Raw genomic sequence first — 25,281 nt, 5'->3', positions numbered from 1 at the left:
TACCACAAAGATAGTCGCGGTCTTGACTTTCTTATTTACCGGGCGTAAAAAATCTGTTTTTTTATATACCTTTGTAATATCAACCATCTAAACATTTATATCATGAAGTTTTTTATTGATACGGCAAATTTGGAACAGATTCGGGAGGCCTATGACTTGGGCGTACTCGACGGAGTTACCACTAATCCTTCGCTTATGGCAAAAGAAGGTATCAAAGGAGTGGAGAACCAGCGTAAGCACTATGTGGACATCTGTAATATTGTGCAAGGCGATGTAAGTGCCGAGGTGATAGCCACCGACTATGAAGGCATGATTAAAGAGGGTGAAGAATTGGCAGCCTTGAATCCGCATATCGTAGTGAAGGTGCCTTGCATTGCAGAAGGTATCAAGGCCGTTAAATACTTCTCGGGCAAAGGTATCCGTACAAATTGTACTCTGGTATTTTCTGTCGGTCAGGCATTGCTTGCAGCCAAGGCAGGTGCAACGTATGTTTCTCCGTTTGTGGGGCGTCTCGATGATATCTGTGAGGATGGCATTGCATTGGTTGCGAAGATTGTAGAGATGTACCGTTATTATGGATATACCACCCAGGTACTTGCCGCCTCTATCCGTCATACGGCACATATCATGCAGTGTATAGAGGTGGGTGCTGATGTGGCTACTTGTCCGCTTTCGGCCATTAAGGGTTTACTTAATCATCCGCTGACCGATTCCGGTCTGAGGAAGTTCCTTGAAGATTACAAACGCGTGAACGGATAAACTTAAAATATCCTATAAGCCTATCTTTCAATGTAATTATTGACTAATATTGGTGAGAAATAGAATAAAAAGATTTATTTTTGCGCCTTATATTTAGATATACAATAAGGCACCGATGAAAGATAGGCTCATAGGATTTATTAAGACATACTGCTTGTTTGTCTGCATTTTTGTGTTGCAAAAACCACTGTTTATGCTGTTTTACAAATCGCTGTACCCGGATGCCTCGTGTGCGGACTGGTTCAGTGTCATTTGGCATGGGTTACCTTTAGACCTATCTCTGGCTGGTTATCTGACAGCTATTCCCGGTTTTCTTTTCATAACCTCTGTATGGACACTTTCTAAATCCCTCCATCGCATCTGGTGTGGCTATTTCCTCTTCATTTCAGTACTTATTTCCATAATTTTTACTGTCGATTTAGGATTATACGAGTATTGGGGGTTCCGTTTGGATGCTACTCCGTTATTCTATTTCTTTTCCTCCCCTAAAGACGCAGTGGCCAGTGTCAGCATTTGGATGGTGCTGGGGGGAATTGTGGCAATGGCTGTTTATGCTGTCGTGCTGTATACTGTTTTCTACGGCATCTTGCTGCAGAAGAAGCTGTTGCTGCGGATGAAACTGCCTTATCGTCGCCTGAAGGTGTCAGGTATATTGTTGCTGATGACGGGGTTACTGTTTATTCCTATCCGTGGAGGCTTTACAGTATCTACCATGAATGTGGGGAAAGTCTATTTCACTGCCGAGCAGCGTCTGAACCATGCAGCTATCAACCCTGCATTCAGTCTGATGGAATCTCTTGCCAAGCAGAAGGACTTCAGCAAGCAGTACCGTTTTATGGAAGCTGCGGAGGCCGACCGGCTTTTTAAAGACATGCTTGAACCCGCAGGTGCCGGTGGTCAAACGGAAGAGGCAGATTCTGTGCTGCAACCTGCCGATTCACTGCATACTTTATTCAATACTCAGCGTCCCGATGTACTCTTTGTGATTCTTGAGAGTTTTTCCTCCAGGTTGATGACAGCTTTGGGAGGTGAGCCGAATATTGCCGTCCATCTGGATAGCTTGAGTAAGGAAGGGGTGCTCTTTACGAACTTCTACGCCAACAGTTTCCGTACGGACCGTGGGCTGGTGGCTATCTTGAGTGGCTATCCTGCCCAGCCCACTACTAGTATTATGAAGTATCCCCGTAAAACGCAGTCCATTCCTGCCATTGCAGGCAGCTTGCGGAAGGCGGGTTATGGTACCAAGTATTATTATGGCGGTGATGCCGACTTTACCAATATGCGTTCCTACCTGATGTCATCAGGCTTTGAAGACATTGTTTCCGACCAGGATTTTCCCGTAACGGAACGTTTAAGTAAGTGGGGGGCGCACGACCATCTCGTATTCAACCGTCTGCTGGAAGACTTGAAAGCCGAAGCTGCCGAAGGAACTGCCGAAGAGAAAACTCCTCATTTCCGTGTCTTGCAGACCTCCAGCAGCCACGAGCCTTTTGAAGTACCTTTCCGTCGTCTGGAGAATGACCGGCTGAACGCCTTTGCCTATACGGATAGTTGTGCAGGCGATTTTGTAAGACAGTTCCGTGAGCTTCCCCAGTGGAAGAATACGGTGATTGTGTTTGTTCCAGACCACTTGGGAGCTTATCCCGAACATATCGACAATTTGTCGGTAGAACGCTACCGGATACCTCTGTTGATGGTGGGCGGTGCTGTCCGAGAGCCGAGGCGCATTGACGTCTATGGCTCGCAACATGATATTGCAGCCACGTTGCTGGCTCAATTGGCGCTGCCCCATGATGAGTTTGTTTTCAGTAAAGATATGCTTAATCCCGCTTCCCCTCATTTCGCGTTCTTTACCGTACCCGATGCTTTCGGTATGGTGACAGCGGACAATCAAGTGATATTCAATTGCCAGGCGGGTACTGTGGTAGTGGATGAGGGCACAGCAAAAGGGAAGAACCTGCCGTTGGGCAAAGCCTATTTGCAAAAATTATATGATGATATAGCCAAAAGATAACGTATGACAGCACTTATGGACGCCTTGCAAGGGGCAATAGATGTAGACACAAACATATTTTTTTCCATCAATCGGATGCACAACATGTATTTCGATTATTTTATGAGCGCTTATAGCGGTAAGTGGGTTTGGATTCCCATGTATGCTGCCATCTGGTATGTGATGTTGCGCAATTTTCATTGGAAGGTCACACTGTTTTGCATGATAGGCCTTGCGCTCACCATTACTTTTGCCGACCAGGCATGTGCCACTTGGATACGTCCCTATGTGGAGCGTATGCGTCCTTCTAATCTGAATAATCCCATTTCGGAGATGGTGCATATCGTCAACAATCATCGTGGAGGGCGTTATGGTTTTCCTTCGTGTCATGCCGCCAATACCTTCGGATTGGCGTTTTTCCTGTTCTTTCTATTCCGCAAGCGGTGGCTTACTCTTTTCATTATGGCCTGGGCATTGCTGACGTGCTATTCGCGCGTATATCTCGGTGTGCATTATCCAGGTGATTTGCTGGCAGGGACTATTGTGGGGTTGATTGGCGCCTGGTTGATTTACCGCTTGTTTGTGAAGGTTAGCGGATATAAGCGTGCCGAGCATGTCGCTCATGTCTATGCTCCTATATGGGTAGGGTTGCTGACGATAGCGGGGATGCTGGTTTATGCCGGAATACGGACATTGCTGTAGATAATGGTCTTTAGAATTGATAACCGGCAGTCACCATAACCTCTCGTGGACGGATATTCAACTGTGAAGTATAGCTTTGTGTAGCCGAGTAGGTAGTATAGGCATACTCTTTTTTGTTGAATAGATTGCTGAGGCTGGCTTCCACTCTCCATTTCCTTGTCTTATAAATGAGTGATGCGTCTGCAAACAGTGTGTTGAGATGCGTATCGCTGTTTAAGTCGTTCCGGTAATGTTCTCCGGAAAGGCGGAGGTCGACGTGCCCGATGCTGAATGTGAGGTGCATATGCTGTACGAAGTCCAGTAGAGGAGCAAGGTGCGTGTCGTTCCCTATCTTACTGCCGCCATAGCTGATTGTGGCATGATATTCGGCTTCGAAAGCTTCGGCGGGCGACCATATCAGTTTGGGTTCCATCTTAAGATAGTCATAACGGTATTTTTGAAGCGGGTCGTTTCCGGCTGTTTCCGTTTGTAGAGTGAGGGCGTCTGTATCTGAAACCCGTGTCAACTGCCAGCCGGTATTGCGGCTCAGTTGTAAGTCAAGTGAGGTTTTCAGATTCCAGTCGAAAAATCCCTTGGAGAGAGTGCTGAGCAGGAACCAACTTTGTGTACTGTTGGAATGTAGGCGAAGGGTGTGGACAATGCGGTTTTCAGAGATACTCTGTTCATTCAAGGTGTTGTAGTGTACATGCCGGTAGGACAAAGTGGCGGTGGCGAAAAATTCCTGCACGGTATTCTTGTATTCTCCATAAAGGTTGTATTGTTGGCGTGTACTGACGGGGAAGAGGCCGTCAGTGTTTTTCCAGGTACGGTAGTCTGTCCGATAGGTAAAAGGGCAGAGGTCTGTGACATCTCCTGCTGAGCGGTGTAAACTGCCGTAGAGGGAAATTTTCCAATGGTAGTCGGGCTGATAGCGCAGATAGAGTGACGGATTGAAAAAGAGAAAAGAGCGCTGTTGCGAGAAGTAGCGCTTATAGCTGAGAGGGAGTGACAGACTTCCCTGCCACTTGCCTTGCTCCAACTGGAAGTAGGAGGAGAGGTAGGGAGAAAAACTGGATGCGCCAAATGTTTCCATTCGGGTGGAATGGTGCTTTACCGATGCCCATTCGCCCTTTATACCGGCGGTGTATTGCCGGGTGAAACCGTTGTGTTTTCTTAGGTGGCTGGCCTTATTGTCGTTGTAAAGGCTGTGTTGGATGAATTTGTCTTTCCCGTCGTGTAGTGACAAGGAGGAGGGCAGATAGGCATACTGTGTGGCAGAATTGAACTCCCATGTGTATTTCTCTCCATTGTGGATAAGGCTGAAGAAATTCTTTGCCGTAAACTGGGAGGTGCGCATCGTTTGCTGTAACTCGTGGGAGGTGCCGCGGTTCGTTTCACCTTCTGCCAGGAAGCGGTTCGACAGATAGTGGATGGTCTTGTTATCCTCATAGTGCATTTCCATATGGGCGGCATCGTTCTGCAGGCAGTAGTGGTAGGCTTCATCCATGCGTATGGTGTCATCGGGCTGGTAGTAGACTTGCGAGTTGCCCCGTTGCTGGGTAATCCGGTTATGGGTATATCCGGCTTGCAGGCGCAGGGAACGTTCGTCGTTCCATTTATACATGCGGTTGGCGTTCAGTGTATGGGTTTCGTTGAAGAGCAGCCGTTGCTTGTCGAGGGGAGCGCTGATGCCCGGTTGTACCAGAAAGCCGTGCAGGGGAATCTGTTGGGATGTGTTGTTTGTCAGTATATGTTGCTCACGGCTAAGGTCGGTACCGTTGTTGTTGCTCTTGTAGCCGTAGATGCTTTGCTTGCCTTTACCCAGTTGGAGGGCATTGGCGGCGTTTTCCCAAAGAAGCGTTCCTTTGTCCCTCTTCGTTTGTGCCGTTCCGGTCGTTTCTTGTGTTCCATCGCTCCAGCCTGCACCCAGGGTACCGTTGACAATCCATTGGTCGCGTGCCTGTGGGTCGAGTTTCAGGTTCAGGGCTATTTCATCCGAACTGAGTTTTCCTTTCAATGCCTTGACCGATTGGTAGTTCTCCATAATTTCTGCCGATTTTACGGCTTTGGCACTGAGGTTGTTGTTGATTTGGCTGTAGCGTCCACCCGTCACGTCCATACCCTCCACAAAATAGTGGTCGATGGCTTTACCTTTATATTTCACCTGCCCGTTGTCGTCAATATCCACACCGGGGAGCTTTTTCAGAACATCCTTGATGTGTACGTCCTTGGAAGAGGCAAACTCTGCCAGATTATACCTTACGGTATCTTTCCTGCCATGAATGCGGCCGGGACGTATTTGGACTTCTTTCAGTGCAATGGCTTCGGGATGCAGACGAATATGGAGTGTTCCTGCTGCCGATATGTTGCGTATTTCCCGTCTATAGCCCAGCAGTGATACGCTGACTTGCAGGTTGCCGTTGTATTTCCATGGCAGGGAATATCTCCCCCGGGCATCGGTCAGGGCGTAATCTATCATGGTGCCGTTTCGCAGCACACTAATCATTACGGCTTCCAGCGGTTGTCCGGTTTCTTCGTCCGTTACCAAGCCACTGAGAGACTGTGCATGCGCTGTCATTGCAAACAAGGCAAGGATTGGCAGCAAGAGTTTCTTGAAGTGTATATCCATTGTAGTTCGATGGGATGAATCAGTCAAGTTCCAGCGGATTGTGGGCTATATTCTTCGGCTTCCTGGCTTCATTGCCCTGGTTGTCGCGTATGGTGATACGTACGTTGGGCGTGTTGCCCATAATGAATCCTACCGGGTCGGCATAGTATCTTTCGTGGATTTTGTTGTACGCCTTGCGGTTTACGGGTTCATAATCTTTTCCGTTGAAGAGGATAGGTCGGTAGGAATGGCATTGCTCCATACCGGTGCAGGTAAAGAGATAATGCCCCCTGTTGTCTTCTGCTTTCAGTATCAGTCCGGGCAGTCCGAACAGCTTCCACGGCCCTTCGCTGGAGGAAATCTCCGGACTGTACCAGACAATCCATCTGCGTCCCTTAAACACGCATTCTGCTTTTTGGCAGAGATACGAGAGGATGGTTGCCGTGTCTGTCTGCAGTGTCCACTGTGGACGCTCTTCCGGTTCCTCGCACCGGAGTCTGTTGATGTCTCCGGCAATTTCATCCAGTGTGGTCACTTTGCCTACGGGGTATCTCTTGTAGGTCTGTTCGTTCAGCTTGCTTTTTCCGAACTGTTTGGCGTGTTCAATCATCGTTTCTTGCGAGGCGTTATTGGCAATGTCGGCAGCAAATACCGAGTCGCCCACATACTTTGTGTAACTGTAGAACTTGGAGCATTTCTTGCCGATTTCCAACATCATGGTTTCCTGGAAACGCTCTTCCGACAGTGTGTCCGTACAGCCGTCCACTTCATACTGCACCATGAGTACAGCCTGGTCTATGGTATCTTTTCTGAACGTCTTGCCGGAGCCGATTTTGATGTTGAACTGTGCGCAGGCGGTTGTGGTGGTTATCAACAGCATGGCGGTGAGTAGAATCTGCTTTTTCATACTTTTTCGTTGTTAGAAATTACTGTTTCGAGGACGTGTCATGTGTCCTGTCGTCGCAAATCTATGCAGAATTTGTCTTTCCGGAGTGAGAAAGTTATTACTGAAATGTTACTCAAATGAGAATAGCCGCCTCGCGCGTACCTCTGATTGGAGGAAACCCTTACCTTTGTATAGTATAAAAGAAGAACAGACTCTGAGATGGAAAAACGAATCAGAATAGTATGGGCATTGTCACTGATATCCATGCTGCTACTTGTAGCAGGGCAGGGATATTGGTTGTGGAACCAGTATCAGTATAAGAATGAGGAATATGAAGAAGAGATACACCGCCTTGTCATGGATGCCGTGGCAGTGAACGACTCTATCCGGCGTGAACAGCCGAAGAAAGTGTTCAACAAGCCTAATATATCCTTTTTCAACACCAATGTGGACATGCATACGGATAGGGATTCATTGACCAACAAGCTCAAAGAGCGCTATACGCGTACGTTTGTGGTGGGGGCCATGGCAGATAAATCCGTTCTATCCACGGCAATGAAGGATAGTATTGTCTATAAGGACAAGATTGTGATACATGGCGAAGACAAGCTGCTTTTCAACATGAGCTTCAGCGAGGCGATAGTTGCTTATCAGTTGCAGATAGATGTCCCTTTTACGTTGCAGCGCTTCGATTCGGTGCTGGCGACTAAACTGGACGGCATGTCTTTCACTACCGGACTAGTCACGCCGCGCGACAGCCTCTATCAATGGGTGGAAACCGTAGAACGGCTGGGGAGTGATTTGCATCCGGTCATCCGTCTGGTTTATCCTTACAATCCGCTGAAGCGGGAGTTGGTACAAGTGGATGTGCAGGTGATGCCGCATACTCTTTTGCTCCGTATGGGCTGGCAACTTCTGGGCAGCTTGGTATTGATTCTTCTGCTGTCTGTCTGTCTGCTGTTCCAGATAAAGACCATTTTGAAGCAGCACCGTGTGGACGAGTTGCGGAAAAGCTTTGTCAACACCATGATACACGAGTTGAAACGTCCCGTGCAGGCCTTGAAGATGTGCGTCTCTTTTCTCAATGACAAAACAATGCGTACCGACGAGCAGGCCATGGATGAAGTGGTGCGTGATTCCGTTTCCGAGCTGGACAACCTTTCCGCCTACCTCCGGAAGCTGCGCGACATGACCCGTGCTGACGATGAGCAGACACAACTTTCCCTCAGTACTTTCGATTTGAAACCGGTTGTGGAGAAGTTGATACGCCTGCAGCATGCTCCTGGAGGAAAACAAGTATCTTTCGAGACACATTTCACGGACAACCTGCTGGTTACGGCCGACCCCGTGCACATGGCAAATATCATCAGTAATCTGATGGAAAATGCCGTGAAATATTCGGGAAGCTCCGTCAGTATCCGGGTAGAATGCCGCCTGCATGGCCACGAGCTCACATTGAAAGTTTCCGATGACGGCATTGGTATCCCTGTTTCCGAGCAGGGACGGGTATTCGATAAGTTTTACCGTAGCAGCAACTTGCCTGACCGTTCCTTGCCGGGCATCGGTTTGGGGTTGAGTTATGTCAAGTTGTTGGTTGAGGCTCATAGGGGAACCGTCTTTCTGACCAGTCAGATTGGGAGGGGGACGACGGTGGAAATAACCATTCCACAATAATCTGCACAGATGGATATCGAGAATATAAATAGCAACTCATGAAACCACTGAAAATTCTTTTTGCTGACGATGACCTGAAGTATTCCATGCTTCTGAAACGCTTCCTGGAGAAAGAGGGTTATGAAGTGACCTATGCCGGAAATGGTCTTATCGCCCTCGACCTGTTTCCTCTTGTCAAACCGGACCTTGTCTTGCTTGACATCAATATGCCCGGGTTCAATGGCTTTGAAGTGGCAAAACGAATCCGGGAGGCGGACAAGCATGTCCTCATCTTTTTTCTTTCCGACCGCAGCGATAAGGCCGACCGCCTGCAAGGATTCCAACTGAAGGCGAACGATTATCTTGCCAAACCTTTCTATCCGGAAGAGCTGACAGCGCGTATCCGCGAGCGTTTCACTTCACAGTTGTCCGGTGTGGCGGAGGATGAGATGTATGCTTTCGGCCATTCCGTATTCAATTACAGTACGAACGAGATTCGTACGGGAAATAGTAAGGTGCTGATTACTTCCCGTCAAGCCGATATCCTTCGCTTGCTTGCGCTGAATGTGAATAAGACTGTCAGTCGCGATACGTTGCTGGATGCTGTGTGGGGCACTGCCTCGTATGCCAACTCCCTTGCCTTGAATGTACAGATGTCCTATCTGCGGCGGTCGCTAAAAAACGACCCGAGCGTGAGGATTGAGTCGTTGATGAAAAAAGGGTATATACTTGCCGTTCTCTGAAAACATCTTTATCTTTGGATTGTTATACAAACAAGACACTTCAAAAAAAAGAGAGCTTATGATGAGTTTAGGAGGATGGATGAATAAAATCTTGATAGGTTGGGGGATAGACCCGAAGTTTGCCGATATGTTTGACGAGACGATTATTGCACTGCTGATGGTGGGGCTTTCGATAGGGCTGGACTATTTGTGCCAGGCAATCTTCGTTGGCGGTATGAAGCATTATACCCGACGCTCTCCCCATCAGTGGAATACGTTGCTGATGAAACGCAGGGTGATACACCATTTGATACATATTCTGCCGGGAATCCTCATCTACTACCTGCTGCCCATGGCCTTTGTGCGTGGAAAGGATATGCTTGAGTTCTCACAAAAGGTGTGTGCTGTCTATATCATTGTGGCGGTGCTGCTTACTATCAACGGCTTGTTGCTGGTGATGCTCGATGTTTATAACATGAAGGACAAGCAGAAGAACCGTCCGCTGAAAGGCTTCGTGCAGGTATTGCAAGTGCTGCTGTTTTTTATCGGAGGCATCATAGTGGTTTCAGTGCTGATAGGCAAGTCTCCTATGACCTTGTTTGCCGGTCTGGGCGCATCTGCGGCTGTACTGATGCTGGTATTTAAGGACAGCATTCTGGGGTTTGTAGCCGGCGTGCAGCTCTCTGCTAACGACATGTTGCGGATAGGGGACTGGATAGCGCTGCCGGGTGGCGTTGCCAATGGAGTTGTAGAGGAGATTACGCTGAACACGGTCAAGATACGCAACTGGGACGAAACCATCTCGACCGTACCACCGTATACCCTGGTGAACAACTCCTTCCAGAACTGGCGCGGCATGCAGGAAAGTGGCGGGCGACGGGTAAACAAGAATATCTTTCTGGATATGACTACCTTGAAGTTCTGCACTCCGGAAATGCTGGATAATATCCGCAAGGAAGTCCCCTTGATGGCCGACTATCAGCCTGCAGAAGGAGAGGTGCCAACCAATGCGCAGCTCTATCGTATCTACATCGAACGCTATTTGTGCAGCCTGCCGGTGGTGAACCAGGAGATGGACTTGATTATCAGCCAGAAGGAACCCACGACGTATGGGGTACCCATCCAGGTATATTTCTTCTCTCGCAACAAGGTATGGAAAGAGTACGAGCGCATTCAGTCCGACATCTTCGACCACTTGCTGGTGATGGTACAGAAGTTTGACTTGAAACTGTATCAGTATTCCGACTAATATATCAACCGGAACTCCGCATATACAGGCAAGTGGTCGCTGTATCCTCCTTGATACTTCATCCCGTAGTAGGTGCGGAAGGGTTGCTGCCCTCCGTATTTCTTGTCTCTTGTCAGTAGGAAGGGCAGGCAGAATACGTCTGCCTTTGCTTCCTCTGTATATAGCGGTGCGTGTTCTTGCAGCAACGTACCCGATACGATGATGTGGTCCAGTAGTCCCCATTCTCCTTGATACTTGTAGCTGCCGAAGTGCTTGCGTGTTTTGGCTTTTCCTGCCAGTAGATGGTAAAGTTTTTGTGGACGTAGAGAGTCTTGCAATGTTGACGGTGCTGCTGCCTCCAACACCTCCTTTACCGATTTATTCTCCGGATAATCGTTGAAATCCCCTAAAAGGACAATTTGCGGATGTCGGCGTATCGTGTATAGGCTGTCTATGGCATGCTTCACCTTTCGGGCAGCCAGTAGCCGGTAAGGTTCAGACTCTCTTGCCCCTCCCGAACGGGATGGGAAGTGAGCTACCAGTACATCAAGCGTATCCCGGTTCAGCAACAATCCGCTGACGTGAAGAATGTCCCGTGTGGGACGGCTATTCTTCCGGGGCTTGTCTACGGGGAGGCTCTGATAGGAAAGCAGTTTGAAAAGATTACGTTGATAAAGCAGCGCTACGTCGATGCCGCGTTCGTCGGGAGATTGTGTCATCACATACCGGTAGTCTGCTTCGCGCAAGGCAGAGTAGCGGGTAAGGTCGCGCATCACACTGTCATTCTCCACCTCACACAAGGCAACAAGGGCGGGCGGCGTCCATCCTCCGGTGGCGATGATGACGCGGGCTATATTATCCAGTTTCTTTCTGTATTTAGAGTAATTCCAATGCCGGGTGGCATCCGGCAGGAACTCGTAGTCATTCTTTAGTGTGTCATGTCGGAAGTCGAATAGGTTTTCTACATTGTAGCTTACTATCCGAAACGTGAGGGTATCTCTTCCTTCTTGCCCGTACAGACTGATGTACGGGCAGAGAAGGAAGAGTATAACTCCTATCTTATGGATAACGTTCATACAAACTATTCCCGTTCCCCTTTAAGGAACGCGGGATATTTATTTCACCAGAATGTGCTTCAGTATATCCAGCAGATGGTCCCAGAACTTCTGTACAGTAGGAATCAGCATCCGTTCGTCGGGAGAGTGCACACCCTGCAGGGTAGGTCCGAAGGAAATCATGTCCAGTGCCGGGTATTTGTCAAGGAACAGTCCGCATTCCAGACCTGCATGGATAGCTTTTACCTTGGCATCTACACCGAACAAACGTTTGTAGGACTCAACAGCCACTTTCAGGATTTCTGAATGCGGGTTGGGTTTCCAGCCCGGATACCCGTCGCCGAAGGATACGGCTGCTCCACCCATTTCAAATACAGTGCGCACCATATTGGCAATGTCTTGTTTGGAGGAGGCGGTAGAGCTGCGCTGGCTGGTCTCGATGCGGATGATATGACCGGGCTTCATCTTTACGGAGGCCAGATTGGTGGAGGTTTCCACCAGCCCCGGAATGTCTTGGCTCATGGCATACACACCGTGGGGTGCGGCATAGATGGTTTGCAACAATCGCTTGGCGGTATCTTTGTCAATGGCTTTGGGACGGGCTGCTTCCGATTCGAGCACGAATTGGAGGTCCGGGTCAACGACGGCATATTCTGCCTCCACTTCGGCGGCAAAGACATTCAAGTCTGTGCGCAGAGCATGCTTGTCGGCATCGGGTATGGCAATTACCGCGTGTGCTTCGCGGGCAATGGCGTTGCGCAGGTTACCGCCGTCTATTTCGCAAAGGTACATGTCGTACTTCTGGGATGTCTGGCTCAGGAAGCGGTTCAGCAGCTTGTTGGCATTGCCGCGCCCCAGGTGTATGTCGCCGCCGGAGTGTCCGCCTTTCAGCCCCTTTACCTGCACTTTGCAGCAGAAATATCCTGCCGGTACGTCCACTTCCCGGTAGGTGAATTCGGCAACGGAATCTATACCTCCTGCACAGCCGATGAAGAGCTCGCCTTCATCCTCGGAATCGAGGTTCAGCAGAATGTCTCCGTTCATGAAGCCTTCTTTCAATGCAAAAGCACCGGTCAGTCCGGTCTCCTCGTCCACGGTGAACAGGCATTCGATAGGGCCGTGCTCAATGCTGTCGTCGGCAAGGATAGCCAGTTCGGTGGCTACACCGATGCCGTTGTCGGCTCCCAAGGTTGTACCTTTGGCTTTCAGCCATTCACCGTCAATTTCGGTTTCGATAGGGTCGGTCAGGAAGTCGTGCTTCACGTCGTTGTTCTTTTCACATACCATGTCGATGTGCGATTGAAGTACGACAGTCTTGCGGTTTTCCATACCCGGAGTAGCGGGTTTCTTTATCAGAACGTTTCCGGCTTCGTCCACCTTCGTTTCCAACTTATGTTTTTCTCCGAATGCTTTTAAGTAAGCAATGATTTTCTCTTCCTTCTTCGAAGGGCGCGGCACTTGGCAGATTTCCTCGAAATAGTGAAATACACCAGCCGGTTTCAAGTCTTTTTTTTCCATAATTATCTGAATTAGCGGCTGCCTTACATGTGTTTATGCAGCCTTCATTATCAATTGTCAAATATCAATTCTCCATTAAATTAACCACTTATTGCTAAATATGGTTAAATTGATTGACTATTTTATTCCCCTTTCTCTTTTTTTAGAGTAAAAAAGGCGAGTTAGTCCAACCAAAGCCCTATATTTGCACCCACAAAAATAGTAAAAACACTATTTTCATGTAACAAAATTAATGGAAATGCTTGATACAATATTGATAACTCTGTTAATAGTTGCTATTTGCATTGTTTTATTGGGTGTGAAGGTCTTTTTTGTGAAAGGCGGGAGATTCCCTAACGGGCATGTCAGTGGCAATAAGGCAATGCGCGATAGAGGTATCGGTTGCGTGCAGTCGCAGGATAGGGAAGCGCAACGCAAGTCCCGTTTTTCCATTGATGAATTGGAAAAAGCCTTAAACGATAGTATGAACTAATTTTAAAAAACAATATTTATCAATTATGAAGAGATTAAACTACCTCATGAACGGTCTGGCAGCTCTCGCACTGATCGTTTTATTTGCTCAATGTGCCGGCAATACTGATAAACAGACAACAAACGCTCCTGCACAAGCCGGCGGATTATCGGAAATGAAAATTGCTTATGTTGAAATAGATACGCTTTTGGCAAAATACAACTATTGCATAGACTTGAATGAGGCTATGGTGAAGAAGGGCGAGAATGTCCGTCTGACATTGAACCAGAAAGCCAGCGAACTGGAGAAGCAGAAGCAGGAATTCCAGACAAAGTATCAGAACAACGCTTATCTTTCTCAGGAGAGAGCACAGCAGGAATACAACCGCATTGCAAAGTTGGAGCAGGATTTGCAGAACCTGAGCAACAAGCTGCAGTCTGAACTGATGAGTGAGAATGAAAAGAACAGCCTGCAACTGCGTGACTCTATCAATGCTTTCCTGAAGGAGTACAATAAGACAAAAGGTTACAGCATGATTATCAGCAATACGGGTTTTGACAACCTGCTCTATGCAGACAGTGTCTACAACATCACCCGTGAGATTCTGGATGGTCTGAATGCAAGATACTCTTCTCCGGTGAAGAAATAATATTTATCCTATGATATAAAAAAGGATGTGCTGAAAAGTACATCCTTTTTTTATAGGCCTCTTCCCCGCCCCTCCCTACGGGGGAGGGGCTAGGGGAGAGGCTTTTAATGCTCCGATTGTACGCTTTACCCGCTCCGCAGTAGTGATGGTATGTGTATATTCATCAATATGTACCGTTCCTCCCATAGAGACGGCGGAATTATGATAGAGCATGGAGCTTTCGATATTTTCCCTGGCGGAGAAATGAAACTCGCGGATACCGGTTTCTCGGGCAATGTGGGCTATGTTGGTTTCATTCACCCCACAGCCTGCCAATAGGATGATTCGGTCTGATGCTTGTTGTTGGAGTTCTTTCAGAAGGGGAATGCCTCGCTCTGCTGTAGGTTGCTGTCCGGAAGTTAGGATGCGGTTGCATCCTAATTCGATAATATCTTCTATCGCTTTTCGTGGATTTCTGCATACATCGAAAGCACGGTGGAAGGTGACGGACATCCCTTGTGAGGCTTCCATAAGCTGCTCCATCAATGGAATGTCTACATCTCCCTCTGCCGTCAAGCAACCGAACACGACTCCGTCAGCGCCTAGACGGCGGGCATTCTCTATGTCTTTCAGCATGATGCGCTGTTCGGTGGAGGAATAAAGAAAATCTCCTCCGCGGGGACGGACAATGATATGCAATTTGGTCTGTTGCAATGCTTCCCGTGCGATGAGGATATCACCGTATGAGGGGGTTGTCCCCCCCTCGGGGATGCCTGCGCACAGTTCCACCCGGTCTGCTCCGCCGGCTTGTGCGGCAATACAACTCTCTACGGAGTTGGCGCAAACTTCAAACTGATAATCTTTCATTTTGTAAAGTCATGGTTGTGGTGCAAAAATAAGAAAAGGGTGAATACGAATTCACCCTTTTCTGCATTTATTTTCTTTTCTGATGTTACTTTGCGTAGCTCACTGCACGTGTCTCACGGATAACGGTAATCTTCACCTGACCCGGATAAGTCATTTCGTCCTGAATCTTCTTGGCGATTTCACCGGAAAGGTTCTCCGTCTGCTTGTCGTCAATCTTGTCTGCACCGACAATGACACGCAACTCACGGCCTGCCTGGATGGCATATGTCTTTGTCACTCCCGGATAGGACATGGCCAGTTGCTCAAGGTCGTTCAGGCGCTTGATGTATGCTTCTACAATTTCGCGGCGTGCTCCCGGGCGTGCTCCTGAAATGGCATCGCATACTTGTACGATGGGGGCCAGCAGGCTGGTCATTTCCACTTCGTCGTGGTGGGCACCGATGGCGTTGCAGATGTCCGGCTTTTCCTTGAACTTTTCCGCCAGCTTCATACCATAGAGTGCATGCGGCAATTCCGGTTCCTCATCGGGCACCTTGCCTATATCATGCAGCAGTCCGGCACGTTTTGCTTTCTTCGGGTTGAGTCCCAGCTCTGATGCCATCACAGCGCAAAGATTGGCTGTCTCGCGTGCATGCTGCAAAAGGTTCTGGCCGTATGAAGAACGGTATTTCATCTTACCGATAATGCGGATAAGTTCCGGATGCAGACCGTGGATGCCCAGGTCGATAGTAGTGCGTTTACCGGTTTCGATGATTTCCTCTTCTACCTGCTTGCGTACTTTGGCAACTACCTCTTCGATGCGTGCCGGGTGGATACGTCCGTCTGTTACCAACTGGTGCAATGCCAGACGTGCAATCTCACGGCGAACCGGGTCGAAAGCTGACAATACGATAGCTTCCGGAGTATCGTCTACCACAATTTCCACACCGGTGGCAGCTTCCAGGGCGCGGATGTTGCGGCCTTCGCGACCGATGATACGTCCCTTTATTTCATCTGATTCGATGTGGAATACGGTTACTGAGTTTTCAATGGCTGTTTCCGTAGCCACGCGCTGGATGCTCTGTATCACGATGCGCTTGGCCTCTTTGCTTGCTGTCAGTTTGGCGTCGTCCATGATGTCGTTAATGTAGGACTGGGCCTGCGTTTTGGCTTCTTCCTTTAGGGATTCTACCATGCGCTCTTTGGCTTCTTCGGCAGAAAGTCCGGAGATAGCTTCCAGTTTTTCTATTTCCTGGCGCTGCATGTGCTCCAGTTCTTCTTTCTTCTTGTCTACGATGGACAGCTGGGCTTCCAGATTTTCTTTCACGGCTTCTGCTTCCATCTTCTTGCGCTGGATTTCTTCCTGGCGTTGGTTCAGTACCAATTCACGTTGTTTCAGCTTGTTTTCTGCCTGCTGTATCTTTTGGTTACGTTGGGCCACTTCTTTTTCCAAGTCTGCCTTCTTGTTCAGGAATTTTTCCTTTACTTCCAGCAACTTATTCTTCTTAATCACTTCCGCTTCCGCTTCCGCATCTCTCAGGATACCGTCGTATTTGTTTTTCAGCCCGTGCTTGAAGAACAAGTACGAGGCAAACCCTCCGACAATGAAGCAGGCAATGGATAATACTATTGTAACTACTGTCATTTTATTAATTTGTTTTTAGTATATAAATAAAAAAGCACTGCATAAAAGCTTGCTTTGATGAAGGGCAAACTTTTGTACAGTGCGCGAATTTCTCTCTTTTACCGACCCGACGGAGGGATTGCAGCTTATTGTTCCTTGAAATAGGTCTCCAATACCTCTGTCAGTTCCTTTATTTTAGCGGTATAGGGTTCAGTATCATTACGGTCCTTCAACTGAAGGTTTTCTAAAGCGAACTGATAGGCCACCATGGCTATAATTCTCTCTAGAGACACATTCTGATAATGCTCCCGATACGCATTGAGCCTGATATCTACCTGCTTGGCGGCTTCTCTTACCATTTCCTCGTCCTCACGGTTGATTGTGAGAGGGTAGGAGGCTCCTGCCATCTGCAGGTTTATCTTTATCTTATCGTTCATACATCCTCTTCTCTTTATTCATTCAACAAAGCGATGCATTTATCGACTTCACGCACTAATTTGGACAATCGCAGTTTCGTCTCTTTCACGTCACTGCCGTTAAGGCTGATTGTCGTAGCTGTTTTTAGGTTCGTGTAGTTAAGTTCCAGTTCCCGGTATTCAGCTTGTACCTTCCCGTATTCCTCCTCTTTGGCTTCAAGAAGTTGCTTTAGCTCAGCATTTTCGCGTTTTAATTCATCGTGCAGATAGATTAAATGCCGCAGTCTGGCTTCAAAGGTACTTAATAGCTTCTTTTCTTCGTCTGTCATCACTACACCAAAATTGTACACAAAAATACGATTTACTTGGAGATTACAAAAACTTTTCGGAGAAAATGTGTTGTAGAAGTGCCGAAATAACCGAAATGGCCTATGAAAGCTTGGTTTCGGGGGATTGAAAAGGGGCGGACTGTTTATCAAAAGATAGGATATGTGGATAGGTGTGGGACTATTGGTTTTCTGCAAGGATTCTCTTCCTTTCTTTTCAAACGCTTAGTATTTCTGTTGCTAACTATTAATCGTCCGACAGTTGTTGAATTATCGTCCAACAACTGTCGGACGATAATTAGACATATGTCGGACGATAATAAAACGGTTATCGGACGATTAATAGTTAGTAAGGCAGGAATTACTTTTTGCTGTTTCCGGAACTACTGCTTGGGAATGATTGGAATAATCTATAGTAAAGGAGGATGCAAAGAAATAAATAAAATAATTTATATAATAGTTTGGTTTATAAAATAAACTAATTATATTTGCAACATCTTAGATTGTCAATCGGGGAATATGTGCTGAAATGAATAAGAATTTAACTGATTAAAGATTATGGAAGATAAGATATTTGATATGGGGAAGCAGAAGCCGGTTGCCGGAGTGGTACGGGATAGTTGGCAGCATCAGCTTTGGTGGATATTTACTGTACTAACGGTGATGTGTTTGTATTGGCTTTCCAATATCGTGTTGTGGGTTCCCTGGAGTCATAGCCCCCGGTTGGGTATGTTGCTGATGCTTACTGTAAACCCTCTTTTCTGGGGGATAGGCATTTATGCTTGCTTGTCTTGTGGGAGTAATGCCGGGAATCTGATGAAGAAGGCGTTGTTTGTATCATTGGTTGCTGTGGGAATATCTTTACTTTCGGATTTTCTGTTTTTTGCAGTATGCATGGAGTCAAAGGATGTATGGCATATCACTACTTTTTATGGTTATGCCTGGTTGGTGATACTGGCTTTGGGTGAGGCTTTCTTTTTGCGTAAAAGCTTGTTGGCCAGATGTTATGTGGTGACGGTGAGAGTACTGCTGGTTTTAGTGGGCATTCTACTGTGTTTATGGATTCTTCAGTATACTCTTGTTTAATTCTGAAAGGAGGGAATATGGAAACCTGGTTTGTGTATATGCTTACGGCCAATTGGCTACTGATGCTTTTCTTGATATTGAATGTATTTGATGTTGAATAATAAATCTATTGGTTATGAATGACAGAGTGTTGAATGAGAAGGAGAGTTTGGAACTCATTGCTCAAATGATACAGAATACGAAGTCCCGGATGACTCGGAATTCCGGAGCTCCTTTTCTGATATGGGGATATACGACCATAATAGTGTCGTTATTGGTTTGGTTTCTGTTGAAGGAAACGGGAAATTATCATTGGCAATGGCTGTGGTTTTTGTTGCCGGCTATTTCCCTGCCTTCTACTTTATGGATTGAGCACAAACAACCGAAGATGATTAAGACTTATATTGACCGTATTGTAGGATATGTATGGGCGGTATTCGGATTAGGGGGCTTTTTTGTTTCCTGGGTTTCCATCTTCTTCTGGAATATGTCTGTCCTTTTTGTCATATTACTGATGATGGGAATGGGGACGGCACTGACGGGACTGATTATAAAGATGAAGGTGGTGACAGTGTGCGGAGTGGTGGGAGCTTTGGCCTCTGTGGGGTGTATCTATGTACACGGTTTCGACCAAATACTGGTTTTTGCATCGGCTTTTGTTTTTATGATGGTGATACCGGGACATTACTTAAACGGAATGGCAAAGCAGGATAAATAAATATTTATTGATTATGGAAGACAAGAAACTGAACGAGAAAGAGAGTTTGGAACTCATCACTCAGATGATACAGAATACGCGTCGGAATTTGGACACAGGTAGCGGAAACATGTTTTTAGTGTGGGGATATGTGAGTGTATTGGTGACATTGACGGTGTTGGCGGGTGTGTACTTTACAAAGAATCCTCTCTGGATGTGGGGATTTTGGGGAATTCCCGTTATCGGGTATTTACTGACATTTCTTTTGATGCGTAAGCGTCAGAAGATGGTAAAATCTTACATTGACAAGATTTTAGTTCAGGTTTGGAGGATGTTTGGACTGATTTGTATGATATTTGTATTGATGGCTACGGATCTTGAACGGTATGAGGTTATTCTTCCTATGGGGGCTATTGTCATGTCGATGGGAAGTATCATTACGGGTTGCATCATTCGTTATACTACATTTTTTATCTTTCCGGCTATGGGGCTTATGTGGGGTATGAAGAGTTTCTTTGATGCACTGAATTCCGGAACGTCATACGTGTCTTTGGTTTGGTTTGCCGGTGTGGTGGTCTTTGCCATGATTGTTCCGGGGCATATTTTGAACTATAAAGCCCGGAAAGAAGTTCACAACAGAAAGTGAGGTATAAGATGAAGACAATAAATAATGTTTTGGACAGATTTCTGCTCTCCTGGAAATTTATGGTATGGATGATTGTTTTGCTATTCATTTTATTTCCGGTTGCAATAAAAGAAGTTCAATGGGAATCTGTTGGAAATATGGTATTCTATACGTTGGGACATGCTTTTATTGGGGCTTCCTTTGTTGGGAATATCTCTCTATGCATTGTTGAAAAATAAATGGAAGAATAAAATTTGATATGTTTAAAGAACTGAACCCTTTGCTCCACAGTGAACTGCGGCTTGCGGTGATGTCGTTGCTCATCAGTGTTGAGGAAGCGGATTTTGTCTATATCCGCCAACAAGCGAAAGCTACGGCAGGAAACCTCAGTGTGCAGTTGGATAAGCTCAGCAAGGCGGGTTATGTGGAGATAACAAAAACTTTTAAAGGAAAAATGCCTTGTACACTTTGTAGGATTACTCCGCAGGGAGTGGATGCCTTTGAAGAATATATAGAGGCGTTGAAATCTTATCTGGTGGGAAAATTATGATTTTCCTGAGAATTTGATGGGATTGATGGAAAATGGCAGTGTCTGATTAAAAACAATGAGAAATTATGAAAAGGAGTATTGTTTTATTTGTCCTCTTGTCTGCATTTGTAGTAGGCGTATGTATGGTCAATGCGGCTTGTGGAGCCTCATTGTCAAGAACTGAATCTGATGATGTACTGGACGGCATTCAGAAAAAAAATGAACTGGCTATGAACAATTGCTTTGTTCAAAATACTGCAGCTCCGCTCGATAGTCTGTTTACAAAGCTGAACAAACTTGAAGATGGGAATGGTATGGTTCCGTATTGGAAGGCTTATATTACCTACTATAAAAGTGTTTTCTATTTGAAACTTGGAAAGAAGGAAGATAGTGGGAAAGTGATAAAGGAAGCCTCCGCTATTTTGAATGATATAGGGAACAAAACTTCTGAAACCTATGCCTTATTAGCGCTTGTGCAGAGTTTTTCCATTCAGTTTGCTTCGGGTATGGAGGCAGGAAGAATATCTGCTGGCATTCGGGAAAATGCTGGGAAGGCTTTGGAACTGGACTCTACCAATGTAAGAGGTTGGTATGTATTGGGCAGTAACGATTATTACACTCCGGCTAGTTTCGGTGGCGGGAAGAAGGTGGAATATTATTTGAAGAAAGCTACTTCATCTCCTGACAAGAATACAGATGATTCCAGCCTGCCTACCTGGGGAAGAGAATACGCCTATGCTCTCTTGATTCAATACTATATGCAGAACGATAGGACGGATGAGGCCAAAAATTGCTTGCTGATGGCAGAGAAGGAGTATCCGGACAGTTATTTTATCGGCGAATATAAAAGGAAACTGGACGAATAATTTATCATTCTTCTGGAACCACTGTGCATTTAATTGCCTCAAAGGTAGGAATCTTCAAAAAAAGGTTTCTACCTTTGTCTTTTCTTCAAGGAGTAATTTTTTGAATAGGTAGGAACTACAAACAATGAATTGATATGAGAATCTTGGTTACTTATGCCGTACAAGGCGAATTTACTGAATTGAAATTTCCCGGACTGATAGGGGAGGAAGAGGTGCAGGTTGGCTATCTCCGTACCGGTGTGGGAAAGGTGAAATCGGCTTTTTATCTTTCTGAAGCGATAAGCCATGCGCAACCGGACTTGGTGGTCAATGTGGGTACGGCAGGGACTATCCGTCACCAGGTAGGAGATATTTTCGTATGCCGTCATTTTGTGGACCGTGATATGCAGAAACTGGTGGAGCTTGGTATGGAGTATGAGATTGATTCAATGGATTTGTTGTCCCAAAAAGGATATTGTTTACACTGGCCGGCAGGCGGTGTATGCAATACGGGGGATACTTTCTTGACAGAACTCTCGGATGTGTCCGGTGATGTTGTGGATATGGAAGCCTATGCCCAGGCTTTGGTATGCCGTGCCAAGAATGTTCCTTTCATTTCGGTGAAGTACGTGACGGATATTATCGGGCAGAACTCCGTGAAACATTGGGAAGACAAGCTTGCCGATGCTCGGAAGGGGTTGGGAGAATTCTTCGAAAAATTGGGAGGAGTTTGATTAATGTGCTAATATGCCAATGTGCTAATTGGCTGCGCTATGTGTATATTAGACTCTCACACCGCAGGTCATTGGCACATTAGCACATTAACCACATTAGCACATTCATTTATCTCAACGTCTTGAATGACAGTATATGCCAAGTCACCCCCACAGCGACAAGGAACAATACTATCTTTATTTCTGTTAGTGGAATCAAGAAGAAGATGCAGTAAACCATTGTTCCCCACATCAGCAGTAGGGAGATGATTTTGGCACGTAGAGGGATGGCTTTGTTCTCGCGGAAGTTGCGGATGTAGGGACCGAGGCATTTGTGGTTCAGCAACCATTGGTACAGTCTGGGTGAGCCTCTGAAGTAGAGTGCTGCCGTGAGCAGCAGGAAAGGCGTGGTGGGCAGCAACGGCAGGAAGATGCCGATGATGCCGAGTGCCAAAGAAACTGTTCCCAAAATGATGCAGACGGTTTTCATGCGGCAAATGTAGGAAAAATAATAATATAGATAATATGTATGCGAATAAAGTAAAGAAGGTTGTTGCCGTCCACGACTTGTCGGGAGTCGGACGGGTGTCTCTGACGGTGGTCATTCCCATCCTTTCGTCTATGGGTTTCCAGGTGTGTCCGTTGCCTACAGCCGTATTGTCGAGCCATACCCAGTATCCGGAATTCTCTTTTCTGGACTTGACGGATGAAATGCCGAAGATTATTTCCGAGTGGAAGAAGCTGGAAGTACAGTTTGATGCCTTTTATACCGGCTATCTGGGTTCTCCGCGGCAGATACATATTGTTTCTGACTTTATTGATGACTTCCGCCGACCGGACGGTCTGGTTGTGGTAGACCCGGTGTTGGGTGATAACGGACGGCTTTATGCGAACTTCCACGAGTCCATGATTGATGAAATGAAACATCTCATCACCAAGGCCGATGTCGTTACCCCCAATCTGACGGAGCTGTTCTATCTGCTGGGTATTCCTTATAAGGAGATGAATACGGATGAGGAATTGAAGTCATACCTTCGCCGGCTTTCCGATTGTGGTCCCGAAGTGGTGATTATTACCAGTGTGCCCGTACGGGATGATAAGCATAAGACGTCCGTGTATGCCTATAACCGGAACGGTAACCGCTACTGGAAGGTTACGTGTCCTTACCTGCCGGCCCATTATCCCGGAACGGGGGATACGTTTACCAGTGTCATCACCGGGGCACTGTTGCAAGGTGACAGTTTGCCCATTGCCCTGGACCGTGCCACGCAGTTCATTCTGCAAGGTATCCGTGCTACTTTCGGATACGAGTACGACAACCGTGAAGGTATACAGCTTGAAAAGGTGTTGCATAATCTCGACATGCCGATTCAAATCTGCAGCTATGAATTAATTTAAACCAATCCCATCTATATGAAAAAGAAAATATTCCTGGCAGTGTTTCTCTGTTGCGGCATGTTTGCAGCAATGGCGCAGACTGCTGCCGACTCTCTTGCCATCGTTTCTGCCGATTGGCAGACTGAGCCCCTGCAGAAAGGGATGCTTTATAAAAAGGCAGTATTCAGTTCTTTGTATGGAGTTCCTCAGGAAGTGTCTATTTTTGAAATATCCCCGAAGCGCTACCGTTTCGATGTGCTCGTCCACAATCCCAAGGAGGAGACCAGTATAGCCGCCCGGCATGCAGGTGCGGTGGCGGCCATCAATGGCTCCTATTTTGATATGAAAGCCGGAAATTCCGTCTGCTATCTGCGTAAGGACGGGGTGGTGATAGATACTACCTCTACTGGGGTTCTGGCAACAGTGTCCAATGGAGCTGTACTTATAAAGAAGGGCAGGCTGGAACTGATTCCCTGGAGCAAGCAGGAAGAAAAGGCATGTACTTTGAAAAAAGGCACTGTGCTGGCTTCCGGTCCTTTGATGCTGAAGGACGGGCAAGTGTGCGACTTGTCCGGGACTAACCGGAATTTTGTAGATACCAAGCATCCCCGCAGTGCTGTGGCGCTGACAAGAGAAGGAAAAATCCTGCTTATTGTCGTTGACGGACGTCGGAAGGGAAAAGCGGAAGGCATCAATATACCCGAGCTTGCCCATATGATTCGTGTATTGGGTGGGGAGGATGCGTTGAATCTGGACGGTGGCGGTTCTTCTACGCTGTGGAGTGGGGAGTTGCCGGATAAGGGAATAGCCAATACCCCGAGTGGCAGCGCAGAGCGTAAGGTTGCCAATTCTCTTTGTGTGTACGAATAAGTTAGGGAAGTAAATGGATAAATCTTAAGTTTTTTGTAATTTTGCCGTCGCATCGAGGTGACATTAGATGCGGCAACTTATTATATTAATTAGCGTATTAACAATATGTACACAGTCATCAAACGTATGGAAGTGTCGGCTGCCCATAGCCTGAAACTTTCTTATCGCAGTAAGTGTGAGAATCTGCACGGTCACAACTGGATTATCACTGTCTATTGCCGTTCCAAAGAGCTGAATGCGGACGGAATGGTGGTAGACTTCAGTCACATCAAGCAGGTGGTAAAGGAACAGCTGGATCATCATAATCTTAATGAAGTGCTGTCCTTCAATCCCACAGCCGAGAACATAGCCCGTTGGATATGCGACCAGATACCCACTTGCTTCAAGGTAGAGGTGCAGGAGTCGGAATCAAACATTGCCGTCTATGAGGAAGATTAATGAGATATTCTACAGTTTGCAGGGAGAAGGATACCATACGGGTACCCCGGCTGTCTTTATCCGTTTTTCCGGTTGTAACCTGAAGTGCCCCTTCTGTGATACGCAGCATGAGGACGGCATACTGATGTCCGATGAAGATATCGTAACAGAAGTTAGTAGATACCCTGCCGCTACCGTGATACTGACCGGTGGAGAACCCTCCCTTTGGATTGACCGTGAATTTGTGGATTGTCTGCACCAGGCGGGAAAGTATGTCTGCATTGAAACAAACGGTACCCGTCCGCTGCCGGATAATATAGATTGGGTGACCTGCTCTCCCAAGCAGGGGGTAAAGCTGGAAATTACGCGTATGAATGAAGTGAAGGTGGTGTATGAAGGGCAGGATATTACTGTTTATGAGCAGTTGCCCGCCGGGCATTTCTTTCTTCAGCCTTGCTCTTGCAGCAATACGGCCGAAACGGTGGATTGCGTGATGAAGCATCCTAAGTGGAGACTTAGTTTGCAGACACATAAGCTGATAGATATCCGGTAGGCATTTATAAAACGAATAATGGCTGTAAGCAATGCTTACAGCCATTATTCGTTCATGCACGGGAGGAGAGGCTCGAACTCCCGACACCCGGTTTTGGAGACCGGTGCTCTACCAACTGAGCTACTCCCGTGTTTGCGGCTGCAAAGGTAATGCAAACTTTCAAATATGCAAGTAACAGACGTACTTATTTTATAAA

The 25,281-nt window shown here is 46.8% G+C and carries 28 protein-coding genes and 1 tRNA gene; 19 read left to right on the top strand and 10 right to left on the bottom strand.

All coding sequences use genetic code 11. From position 1 onward, the window contains the following. The first annotated feature begins 102 nt into the window (after positions 1-102). The 3 genes from fsa to ACESTD_RS10605 all read left to right on the top strand — a co-directional run bounded on the left by fsa (position 103) and on the right by ACESTD_RS10605 (position 3,454). Positions 103-759, top strand: a complete 657-nt coding sequence (fsa, locus tag ACESTD_RS10615) for a fructose-6-phosphate aldolase (RefSeq protein WP_005835793.1) — start codon at positions 103-105, stop codon at positions 757-759. 115 nt (positions 760-874) lie between these two features. Further along, entirely contained in the window at positions 875-2,773 is a 1,899-nt protein-coding gene (locus tag ACESTD_RS10610; protein WP_195288636.1) for an LTA synthase family protein, read from the top strand. A gap of 3 nt (positions 2,774-2,776) precedes the next feature. Then, entirely contained in the window at positions 2,777-3,454 is a 678-nt protein-coding gene (locus tag ACESTD_RS10605) for a phosphatase PAP2 family protein (RefSeq protein ID WP_195288637.1), read from the top strand. Between the two features lie 10 nt (positions 3,455-3,464). On the opposite strand, the gene ACESTD_RS10600 is transcribed toward ACESTD_RS10605, so the two are convergent. Next, positions 3,465-6,062, bottom strand: coding sequence for a carboxypeptidase-like regulatory domain-containing protein (locus ACESTD_RS10600; protein WP_195288638.1), 2,598 nt, complete (start codon positions 6,060-6,062; stop codon positions 3,465-3,467). Between the two features lie 19 nt (positions 6,063-6,081). Next, positions 6,082-6,948, bottom strand: a complete 867-nt coding sequence (locus ACESTD_RS10595; protein WP_195288639.1) for a GLPGLI family protein — start codon at positions 6,946-6,948, stop codon at positions 6,082-6,084. A 198-nt stretch (positions 6,949-7,146) separates the two neighbouring features. Here ACESTD_RS10595 and ACESTD_RS10590 point away from each other — a divergent pair, with 198 nt between their 5' ends. The 3 genes from ACESTD_RS10590 to ACESTD_RS10580 are packed head-to-tail and all read left to right on the top strand — an operon-like array spanning position 7,147 to position 10,551. Next, positions 7,147-8,601 carry a sensor histidine kinase KdpD gene (locus ACESTD_RS10590; protein ID WP_035449511.1) on the top strand — a complete coding sequence of 485 codons (1,455 nt, stop codon included), beginning with the start codon at positions 7,147-7,149 and terminating at the stop codon, positions 8,599-8,601. 38 nt (positions 8,602-8,639) lie between these two features. Then, positions 8,640-9,323: a response regulator transcription factor gene (locus ACESTD_RS10585; RefSeq protein ID WP_117990616.1), complete on the top strand. Its 684-nt coding sequence runs from the start codon at positions 8,640-8,642 to the stop codon at positions 9,321-9,323. 58 nt (positions 9,324-9,381) lie between these two features. After that, positions 9,382-10,551, top strand: a complete 1,170-nt coding sequence (locus ACESTD_RS10580) for a mechanosensitive ion channel family protein (RefSeq protein WP_373158842.1) — start codon at positions 9,382-9,384, stop codon at positions 10,549-10,551. On the opposite strand, the gene ACESTD_RS10575 is transcribed toward ACESTD_RS10580, so the two are convergent. Together ACESTD_RS10575 and ACESTD_RS10570 are read right to left on the bottom strand one after the other, a co-directional pair. Beyond that, positions 10,548-11,606, bottom strand: a complete 1,059-nt coding sequence (locus tag ACESTD_RS10575; protein ID WP_061411928.1) for an endonuclease/exonuclease/phosphatase family protein — start codon at positions 11,604-11,606, stop codon at positions 10,548-10,550. The genes ACESTD_RS10580 and ACESTD_RS10575 overlap by 4 nt on opposite strands. A 39-nt stretch (positions 11,607-11,645) precedes the next feature. Beyond that, positions 11,646-13,103 (bottom strand): aminoacyl-histidine dipeptidase, encoded by a 1,458-nt coding sequence (locus ACESTD_RS10570; RefSeq protein ID WP_061411930.1) that lies wholly within the window; start codon positions 13,101-13,103, stop codon positions 11,646-11,648. Positions 13,104-13,341: 238 nt separating this feature from the next. Here ACESTD_RS10570 and ACESTD_RS10565 point away from each other — a divergent pair, with 238 nt between their 5' ends. Next, positions 13,342-13,575: a hypothetical protein gene (locus tag ACESTD_RS10565; protein WP_005835814.1), complete on the top strand. Its 234-nt coding sequence runs from the start codon at positions 13,342-13,344 to the stop codon at positions 13,573-13,575. Positions 13,576-13,600: 25 nt separating this feature from the next. Beyond that, positions 13,601-14,203: an OmpH family outer membrane protein gene (locus ACESTD_RS10560; RefSeq protein ID WP_009036606.1), complete on the top strand. Its 603-nt coding sequence runs from the start codon at positions 13,601-13,603 to the stop codon at positions 14,201-14,203. 75 nt (positions 14,204-14,278) lie between these two features. On the opposite strand, the gene ACESTD_RS10555 is transcribed toward ACESTD_RS10560, so the two are convergent. The 4 genes from ACESTD_RS10555 to ACESTD_RS10540 form a co-directional block, all read right to left on the bottom strand. Continuing rightward, positions 14,279-15,049: a copper homeostasis protein CutC gene (locus ACESTD_RS10555; protein ID WP_005826404.1), complete on the bottom strand. Its 771-nt coding sequence runs from the start codon at positions 15,047-15,049 to the stop codon at positions 14,279-14,281. 85 nt (positions 15,050-15,134) lie between these two features. Then, positions 15,135-16,673, bottom strand: a complete 1,539-nt coding sequence (gene rny / locus ACESTD_RS10550) for a ribonuclease Y (RefSeq protein ID WP_005835816.1) — start codon at positions 16,671-16,673, stop codon at positions 15,135-15,137. A 125-nt stretch (positions 16,674-16,798) separates the two neighbouring features. Further along, positions 16,799-17,089 carry a cell division protein ZapA gene (locus ACESTD_RS10545; RefSeq protein ID WP_005826408.1) on the bottom strand — a complete coding sequence of 97 codons (291 nt, stop codon included), beginning with the start codon at positions 17,087-17,089 and terminating at the stop codon, positions 16,799-16,801. Between the two features lie 14 nt (positions 17,090-17,103). Continuing rightward, a complete protein-coding gene (locus ACESTD_RS10540; protein ID WP_008663836.1) occupies positions 17,104-17,397 on the bottom strand; it encodes a hypothetical protein in 294 nt (97 codons plus the stop codon). 555 nt (positions 17,398-17,952) lie between these two features. On the opposite strand from ACESTD_RS10540, the gene ACESTD_RS10535 reads away from it, so the two are divergent. The 7 genes from ACESTD_RS10535 (at position 17,953) to ACESTD_RS10505 (ending at position 21,889) form a co-directional block, all read left to right on the top strand. Beyond that, positions 17,953-18,480 carry a hypothetical protein gene (locus ACESTD_RS10535; RefSeq protein ID WP_034528592.1) on the top strand — a complete coding sequence of 176 codons (528 nt, stop codon included), beginning with the start codon at positions 17,953-17,955 and terminating at the stop codon, positions 18,478-18,480. 115 nt (positions 18,481-18,595) lie between these two features. Further along, entirely contained in the window at positions 18,596-19,177 is a 582-nt protein-coding gene (locus ACESTD_RS10530; protein WP_005835823.1) for a hypothetical protein, read from the top strand. Positions 19,178-19,190: 13 nt separating this feature from the next. After that, a complete protein-coding gene (locus ACESTD_RS10525; RefSeq protein ID WP_005835825.1) occupies positions 19,191-19,802 on the top strand; it encodes a hypothetical protein in 612 nt (203 codons plus the stop codon). 8 nt (positions 19,803-19,810) lie between these two features. After that, positions 19,811-20,020, top strand: coding sequence for a hypothetical protein (locus ACESTD_RS10520; RefSeq protein WP_034523121.1), 210 nt, complete (start codon positions 19,811-19,813; stop codon positions 20,018-20,020). Positions 20,021-20,040: 20 nt separating this feature from the next. Further along, positions 20,041-20,331, top strand: coding sequence for a transcriptional regulator (locus tag ACESTD_RS10515; RefSeq protein ID WP_057097623.1), 291 nt, complete (start codon positions 20,041-20,043; stop codon positions 20,329-20,331). 65 nt (positions 20,332-20,396) lie between these two features. Then, complete coding sequence (locus ACESTD_RS10510; RefSeq protein ID WP_057097624.1) at positions 20,397-21,176, top strand: hypothetical protein; 780 nt, start codon at positions 20,397-20,399, stop codon at positions 21,174-21,176. Between the two features lie 134 nt (positions 21,177-21,310). Further along, entirely contained in the window at positions 21,311-21,889 is a 579-nt protein-coding gene (locus tag ACESTD_RS10505; RefSeq protein WP_009036613.1) for an MTA/SAH nucleosidase, read from the top strand. Positions 21,890-21,998: 109 nt separating this feature from the next. On the opposite strand, the gene ACESTD_RS10500 is transcribed toward ACESTD_RS10505, so the two are convergent. Continuing rightward, complete coding sequence (locus tag ACESTD_RS10500) at positions 21,999-22,358, bottom strand: YbaN family protein (RefSeq protein WP_057097625.1); 360 nt, start codon at positions 22,356-22,358, stop codon at positions 21,999-22,001. A gap of 35 nt (positions 22,359-22,393) precedes the next feature. On the opposite strand from ACESTD_RS10500, the gene ACESTD_RS10495 reads away from it, so the two are divergent. From ACESTD_RS10495 to ACESTD_RS10480, 4 genes are all read left to right on the top strand, one after another. Further along, on the top strand, positions 22,394-23,266 hold the full coding sequence (locus ACESTD_RS10495; RefSeq protein ID WP_022401645.1) for a pyridoxamine kinase: 873 nt from the start codon (positions 22,394-22,396) through the stop codon (positions 23,264-23,266). A 15-nt stretch (positions 23,267-23,281) separates the two neighbouring features. Then, a complete protein-coding gene (locus ACESTD_RS10490; RefSeq protein ID WP_008663824.1) occupies positions 23,282-24,115 on the top strand; it encodes a phosphodiester glycosidase family protein in 834 nt (277 codons plus the stop codon). Positions 24,116-24,220: 105 nt separating this feature from the next. Continuing rightward, on the top strand, positions 24,221-24,553 hold the full coding sequence (gene queD, locus ACESTD_RS10485) for a 6-carboxytetrahydropterin synthase QueD (RefSeq protein ID WP_005826426.1): 333 nt from the start codon (positions 24,221-24,223) through the stop codon (positions 24,551-24,553). Beyond that, on the top strand, positions 24,540-25,085 hold the full coding sequence (locus ACESTD_RS10480; protein ID WP_005835838.1) for a radical SAM protein: 546 nt from the start codon (positions 24,540-24,542) through the stop codon (positions 25,083-25,085). The genes queD and ACESTD_RS10480 overlap by 14 nt, the downstream gene beginning before the upstream one ends. A 57-nt stretch (positions 25,086-25,142) precedes the next feature. On the opposite strand, the gene ACESTD_RS10475 is transcribed toward ACESTD_RS10480, so the two are convergent. After that, positions 25,143-25,215 (bottom strand) — tRNA-Trp (locus ACESTD_RS10475). Positions 25,216-25,281: the final 66 nt, after the last annotated feature.

This window comes from Bacteroides sp. AR20 (assembly GCF_964250605.1).
GTDB lineage: Bacteria > Bacteroidota > Bacteroidia > Bacteroidales > Bacteroidaceae > Bacteroides > Bacteroides uniformis.
This window is presented reverse-complemented; position numbering and strand designations above follow the sequence as displayed.

Bases quoted from the DNA above. Each gene is read 5' to 3' on its own strand.
- fsa (WP_005835793.1), top strand. From the start codon at position 103: ATGAAGTTTTTTATTGATACGGCAAATTTGGAACAGATTCGGGAGGCC.
- ACESTD_RS10610 (WP_195288636.1), top strand. From the start codon at position 875: ATGAAAGATAGGCTCATAGGATTTATTAAGACATACTGCTTGTTTGTC.
- ACESTD_RS10605 (WP_195288637.1), top strand. From the start codon at position 2,777: ATGACAGCACTTATGGACGCCTTGCAAGGGGCAATAGATGTAGACACA.
- ACESTD_RS10600 (WP_195288638.1), bottom strand. From the start codon at position 6,062: ATGGATATACACTTCAAGAAACTCTTGCTGCCAATCCTTGCCTTGTTT.
- ACESTD_RS10595 (WP_195288639.1), bottom strand. From the start codon at position 6,948: ATGAAAAAGCAGATTCTACTCACCGCCATGCTGTTGATAACCACCACA.
- ACESTD_RS10590 (WP_035449511.1), top strand. From the start codon at position 7,147: ATGGAAAAACGAATCAGAATAGTATGGGCATTGTCACTGATATCCATG.
- ACESTD_RS10585 (WP_117990616.1), top strand. From the start codon at position 8,640: ATGAAACCACTGAAAATTCTTTTTGCTGACGATGACCTGAAGTATTCC.
- ACESTD_RS10580 (WP_373158842.1), top strand. From the start codon at position 9,382: ATGATGAGTTTAGGAGGATGGATGAATAAAATCTTGATAGGTTGGGGG.
- ACESTD_RS10575 (WP_061411928.1), bottom strand. From the start codon at position 11,606: ATGAACGTTATCCATAAGATAGGAGTTATACTCTTCCTTCTCTGCCCG.
- ACESTD_RS10570 (WP_061411930.1), bottom strand. From the start codon at position 13,103: ATGGAAAAAAAAGACTTGAAACCGGCTGGTGTATTTCACTATTTCGAG.
- ACESTD_RS10565 (WP_005835814.1), top strand. From the start codon at position 13,342: ATGCTTGATACAATATTGATAACTCTGTTAATAGTTGCTATTTGCATT.
- ACESTD_RS10560 (WP_009036606.1), top strand. From the start codon at position 13,601: ATGAAGAGATTAAACTACCTCATGAACGGTCTGGCAGCTCTCGCACTG.
- ACESTD_RS10555 (WP_005826404.1), bottom strand. From the start codon at position 15,049: ATGAAAGATTATCAGTTTGAAGTTTGCGCCAACTCCGTAGAGAGTTGT.
- rny (WP_005835816.1), bottom strand. From the start codon at position 16,673: ATGACAGTAGTTACAATAGTATTATCCATTGCCTGCTTCATTGTCGGA.
- ACESTD_RS10545 (WP_005826408.1), bottom strand. From the start codon at position 17,089: ATGAACGATAAGATAAAGATAAACCTGCAGATGGCAGGAGCCTCCTAC.
- ACESTD_RS10540 (WP_008663836.1), bottom strand. From the start codon at position 17,397: ATGACAGACGAAGAAAAGAAGCTATTAAGTACCTTTGAAGCCAGACTG.
- ACESTD_RS10535 (WP_034528592.1), top strand. From the start codon at position 17,953: ATGGAAGATAAGATATTTGATATGGGGAAGCAGAAGCCGGTTGCCGGA.
- ACESTD_RS10530 (WP_005835823.1), top strand. From the start codon at position 18,596: ATGAATGACAGAGTGTTGAATGAGAAGGAGAGTTTGGAACTCATTGCT.
- ACESTD_RS10525 (WP_005835825.1), top strand. From the start codon at position 19,191: ATGGAAGACAAGAAACTGAACGAGAAAGAGAGTTTGGAACTCATCACT.
- ACESTD_RS10520 (WP_034523121.1), top strand. From the start codon at position 19,811: ATGAAGACAATAAATAATGTTTTGGACAGATTTCTGCTCTCCTGGAAA.
- ACESTD_RS10515 (WP_057097623.1), top strand. From the start codon at position 20,041: ATGTTTAAAGAACTGAACCCTTTGCTCCACAGTGAACTGCGGCTTGCG.
- ACESTD_RS10510 (WP_057097624.1), top strand. From the start codon at position 20,397: ATGAAAAGGAGTATTGTTTTATTTGTCCTCTTGTCTGCATTTGTAGTA.
- ACESTD_RS10505 (WP_009036613.1), top strand. From the start codon at position 21,311: ATGAGAATCTTGGTTACTTATGCCGTACAAGGCGAATTTACTGAATTG.
- ACESTD_RS10500 (WP_057097625.1), bottom strand. From the start codon at position 22,358: ATGAAAACCGTCTGCATCATTTTGGGAACAGTTTCTTTGGCACTCGGC.
- ACESTD_RS10495 (WP_022401645.1), top strand. From the start codon at position 22,394: ATGTATGCGAATAAAGTAAAGAAGGTTGTTGCCGTCCACGACTTGTCG.
- ACESTD_RS10490 (WP_008663824.1), top strand. From the start codon at position 23,282: ATGAAAAAGAAAATATTCCTGGCAGTGTTTCTCTGTTGCGGCATGTTT.
- queD (WP_005826426.1), top strand. From the start codon at position 24,221: ATGTACACAGTCATCAAACGTATGGAAGTGTCGGCTGCCCATAGCCTG.
- ACESTD_RS10480 (WP_005835838.1), top strand. From the start codon at position 24,540: ATGAGGAAGATTAATGAGATATTCTACAGTTTGCAGGGAGAAGGATAC.